Annotated in this window: 3 protein-coding genes and 1 pseudogene; 1 reads left to right on the top strand and 3 read right to left on the bottom strand. The window is 71.7% G+C overall.

The genetic code is table 11. The features are described from left to right. Positions 1-1,004: serine/threonine-protein kinase (locus HLK59_RS48250; protein ID WP_171148032.1), on the bottom strand; the 1,004-nt coding region annotated here is incomplete at its 3' end. Between the two features lie 216 nt (positions 1,005-1,220). Here HLK59_RS48250 and HLK59_RS48245 point away from each other — a divergent pair. Beyond that, complete coding sequence (locus HLK59_RS48245) at positions 1,221-1,634, top strand: hypothetical protein (RefSeq protein WP_171148031.1); 414 nt, start codon at positions 1,221-1,223, stop codon at positions 1,632-1,634. Between the two features lie 32 nt (positions 1,635-1,666). Here HLK59_RS48245 and HLK59_RS48240 read toward each other — a convergent pair whose 3' ends face one another. Both HLK59_RS48240 and HLK59_RS48235 read right to left on the bottom strand, forming a co-directional pair. Further along, positions 1,667-3,262, bottom strand: coding sequence for a serine/threonine-protein kinase (locus HLK59_RS48240; protein ID WP_171148030.1), 1,596 nt, complete (start codon positions 3,260-3,262; stop codon positions 1,667-1,669). 153 nt (positions 3,263-3,415) lie between these two features. Then, positions 3,416-4,711: pseudogene (locus HLK59_RS48235) on the bottom strand (serine/threonine protein kinase); the annotation flags it as partial.

The raw sequence follows: 4,711 nt of genomic DNA, 5'->3' as shown, positions 1-4,711 counted from the left end.
CCGGGAGGACGGGGGGTGGGGTGGGACGGTGGGGGCGCGGGCGTCCCGGCCCGGCCGCCCCCTTGCGGGCGTACCGGGGCGGCGCCCGCGACCCCAGCCCCGGCCTGTGCGGCGCCACGCACCACCACCGCCGGCACACCCCGCAGGGAACGCCGCTCGGGAACGGGCAACCGCCCCGTCTCCACGAAGACCCGCAGCATCCGCTCCGCCGACTCCGCGTCCAGCCGCCGCTCCGGATCGCGCTCCAGCAGCCCCCGTACAACGGGCAGGATCGGCGCGGCCTGCACGGGTGGCCGTATGTCCGCCGCGAGGACCGCGTGCAGGATGCCGCTCAACGAGTCCCGGCGGAACGGCGATTCACCGCTCACGGCCGTGCACAGCAGCGCGCCCAGCGACCACAGGTCGCCGGCGGGTCCGGTCCGCAGCCCGGTCATCCGCTCCGGGGCGGTGTACTCGGGCGAGCCGACGAAGGACCCCGTCTCGGTGAGCGTGGTGGCACCCGCGACCTGCGCGACACCGAAGTCGGTGAGGACGACCCGGCCGGTGCCGCCCTCCAGCAGGACGTTCGCGGGCTTGATGTCCCGGTGCAGGACCCCGGCCCCGTGCGCCGCGCGCAACGCGCCGAGCAGATCGACGCCGATCCGGGCGGCCTCGGCGGGCACCACCGGTCCGTGCACGGCGATCCGGTCGGCGAGGGAGCCACCGTCGATCAACTCCATGACGAGCCAGGGCCGTTCGTCATGCTCCACGACGTCGTGCACCACGATGATGTGCGGATGCCGCAACTGCGCGACGGCCCGCGCCTCCCGCAGCACCCGGTCGCGCTGCCACCGGGCCTCGGCCTCGGACAGCGTCTCGTCGAGAGGCAGCTCCTTGACCGCGACGCGCCGTCCGAGCAGCAGATCGGTCGCCCGCCACACGACCCCCATCCCACCCCGCCCGAGCCGCGCCTCCAGGCGATAACGGCCCGCTACGACACGGAAGTTGTCTCCCGGGGTCCCCATGCGCCCCATGATGCCGCGCCGGACGCCCGCCTTCCGCGGCACTGACCGGCCAAGTGCGCCGCCGCCCCCTCCGCGCACTGATCATTTTCAGCCATTGCCGGTTTCGAGGATGACTGCAAAGCATGGCAAATCGCCATTCCATACGCCCCATAGAAGGTAAATCGGGCGGCCTGAATCACGCTGTCTTGTGAATCATGGAAGCCTTATCGTTCCCTTATGGGAAACATGTTGAAGCGCCTTTCCGTCATCGGTGCAGCGGCAGTGGCGATATTCGCCACGACCACCGTGACCAATGCCAGCGCGGCAAGCGGCGGAGCCGCCTGCTCGGTGACGGGCGCCTCGGGAAGCATGACGTTCACCAACTGGTCGGACAGCTACGTGAACATCAGCGGCTGGGTCAAGGACACCGCTGCCGACGGTCACCACGCGGCCATTCGATTCGTTTCCATAGACGGCGGCACCGGATGGGTGACGGAGTGGCCCTGGCGTCACGAATACGACGGCAACGGAGCGACGCTCTCCTTCACCACGTACGCGTCACCCGCGGGCGATGACCTCGACTACATCGGCGTTCAGGTGGCGGTCATGGAAGGCGGGACGATTGTCCGTTCCTGCACGGACTACGCCTGATTTCCCGCGCGGCCAGGAATACCGGAGTTTCCTCAACCTTCCTGGAAGCCCCGCAGGATCACGTCGAACTGCTTTTTCGTAGCCGCCCAGTCGGCGGCCGGCGAGGACGCGTAAATGGCGTATTCGGTGCCTTCGGCGTTCATGTACCCGACGTCGATCGCGTGGTAGGGCCCCGGGAAATAGTGCGGCGAGTCCTTGGCCAGCGCGTTCCAGGTGTACTCCCAGCGCGCGCCCGGCAGGTCGCGGAAGAGCTCCTCCTTGAGGCTCAGACGCTCGTATTGCTGAAGCCGCCCTGAGATCCTCTCCTCCAGGTTGCTCATGTGCGCGTACGAGGTGGCGAAGTCCGGCGCGGTGTCGACGGCGACCCGCACGAGGTGCTTGCCGTTGTCGGGCGAGTAGTCGACCTGCTGGAGGCCGTCCTGGTCGATGGAGACGGTCCGCTGCCACCCCTTGGGCAGGGAGATGCTGAAGCCCAGGGGGTCCCGGCGCCGCTCCCAACCGGCGGGCACCGCCCCCTGACCGCCCCCGTCGCTCGGTGTGGCACTCGGAGTCGGCGAGGCGCCGGGGCTGTCCGTGCCGAACTGCTGCAACGCCACCGCCACACCCCCGCCGACGATCGCCGCGAGGGCGACGACCAGGGCGAACGTACGCAGCCGGTGACGCCTGCGCGGCGCGGGAGGGGCCGGGGCACCGGTCGTGACCGGCGGATAGGGGGTGGCGGCCGCCGTCTGCGCCTGGGTACCGGCACCCGCCGTGGGCGACGGCTCGTACCGCACCTGCCCCGTGGACACATACGCCTGCGCCGCGCCCGTGGATCGCCCCTGTGCCGCCTCGGCAAGCATCCGCTCGGCCTCCGCCGCGCCCGGCCGCTCGGCCGGATCCTTGCGCAGCAGCGCGGCGAGGACGGGTCCCAGCACACCGGCGTTGACGGGCTCGGCGGGCTGCTCCTCGACGACCGCCTGCATCGTGCCCAGGGGTGAGGTGCGGCGGAACGGGGACCTGCCCTCCACCGCCGTGTAGAGCGTCGCGCCGAGCGCCCACAGATCGGAGGCCGGGCCGGGGTCGTGGCCGCGGACCCGCTCGGGGGCGAGGTAGTCGACGGAACCGACGACCTCTCCGGTACGGGTGATCGTGTTGTCGCCCTCGATCTGCGCGATGCCGAAGTCGGTCAGGAGTACCCGGCCGTCCTGGGAGATCAGGACGTTGCCGGGCTTCACATCGCGGTGCAGCACCCCGGCGGAGTGCGCGGCACGCAGGGCGCGCAGCACCCACAGGCCGATCCGCGCGGTCTCGGCCGGGTCGATACGCCCCTGCTCCTTGACCGCGTCGGCCAGCGAGCGGCCCTCGATCAGCTCCATCACGATCCACGGGCGGGCATCGTGGTCGAGCACGTCGTGCACGGTGACGACGGCGGAGTGGTTGATCCGGGCGGCCGCGCGGGCCTCGGCGCGGGTGCGGGCGAGCAGCCGCTCCTGGTCGCTCTCGGAGACGTAGAGCGCGGCGGTCAGTTCCTTGATGGCGACGGCCCGGTGCAGCACCTCATCATGGGCACGCCACACACGCCCCATACCGCCGCTGCCGATGGTGTCGGCAAGCCGGTAGCGGCCCGCGAGGAGCAGGCCCTGCATCTGATTCACGTTGCCCCGCAATGCTCTTGACAGTGTCAGATTAAGGACCGGCCCCGGTGCGGGGAACCACGGGGGTGCCAAGGTTTCGCGGTTGTGACAGTTGTCGCTTTCGGCAGCCGGAAGCAACCATCACCCGGTGTGACGGGGGACCGATCAGCCGGTGACCTCGTAGGTCGCCGCCGCCTGTTCGAAGAGCCGCGTCACCTCGTCCCGCTCGGCCTCCGGCCCGCGCACCTGGACCACGTGGTACTTCCCGTCGACGAGCATCGCGAGATTGCGCACGAACAGCTCGCGCCCCGCGTCGTCGGTCCAGGTGAACTGCCCCTCCGCCATGGTCCGCCCGCCCACCTGGATCGTCTTCAGCCCGCTGGCGCTGGCCCAGCTGGAGTCGCGGTACGGCTGAAGCTCACGCTCGTCCTCGCGCTGGTAGGCCATGGGGTCCTCGCCGTACTCGTCGGCGCTGTCCCTTCCGGGTACGACGATCAGGTCGAAGTCGCCATGGGTGTACACGACCTGACCGCGGCCGTTCTCCGGGGTGTGGCTCCAGCCGCTCGCGACGGCGACACGGAAACCGGCGGAGTCCGTACGCAGGGTGAAGCCGTCGGCGACGTCCGGGCCGGTGGTGGCCTGGGGCTCCGCGGACTCGGAAGGACTCGCCTTCGGGGAGTTCTGGTCGGGCCGCGGCTCACTGCTGGCGGGCGCCTCGCTGACCTCGCCGGCGGAACCGGTCCGGTCGGTGTCGCCCGCGCCGCCCGTCGAGTCGGTGGACTTGGGCATGAACAGCATGGCGTACGCGATCGCCGCGGCCATCAGCAGCAGCACCAGCAGAAGCAGCGTACGACCGAGCCGGCGCGGTGAACTCGCCACCTCCTGCCTGCCCTGCTTGGCCCGCTTGTGCCGTCCGTGCGCGCTGGTCGCGGGCAGCCCCGCGCGCCGCCGGCGCACCAGCTCGCCCCGCCGTCGTACGACGGGCAGCCGGGTGGCGTCGACGGGCGGCGCGGCGATGACGTACGCGCCGGCCTCGGGCTCGGGCGCGGACCGCACCAGCGACCGCAGCCAGCCCCGCAGCTCCTCGAAGTCCAGCCGCTCGGTGGGGTCCTGGCGCAGCAGCGACTCCACGACCGGCCGCAGCGGCCCGCACTCCTCGGCGAAGGCGGGCGGCTCGGCGCACACCATCTGCACCAGCTCGGCCGTCGACTCCTCCGGGTACGGCGCATGCCCCTGCACGGCCCTGAAGAGCAGCGCGCCGAGCGCCCACAGGTCGGTGGCGGGCCCGATCGGCGCGGCCAACTGCCAGTTCTCGTGCACCGGCCCGGCCTGCTCCGGCGCCCATCGCTCGGTCACCGGTCCGACCACGGCCATCCTGGCCTGCCGCGCCCGCTCGGCGGCGAGCGCGGTGGCGGGACCGCGGGGCGCGGCAGGCCAGGATGGCCGTGGTCGGACCGGTGA

The organism is Streptomyces sp. S3(2020), assembly GCF_013044505.1.
GTDB lineage: Bacteria > Actinomycetota > Actinomycetes > Streptomycetales > Streptomycetaceae > Streptomyces.
This window is presented reverse-complemented; position numbering and strand designations above follow the sequence as displayed.

What these genes read in the sequence shown, in the direction of transcription:
- HLK59_RS48245 (WP_171148031.1), top strand. Translation starts at nt 1,221, where the DNA reads ATGGGAAACATGTTGAAGCGCCTTTCCGTCATCGGTGCAGCGGCAGTG.
- HLK59_RS48240 (WP_171148030.1), bottom strand. Translation starts at nt 3,262, where the DNA reads ATGCAGGGCCTGCTCCTCGCGGGCCGCTACCGGCTTGCCGACACCATC.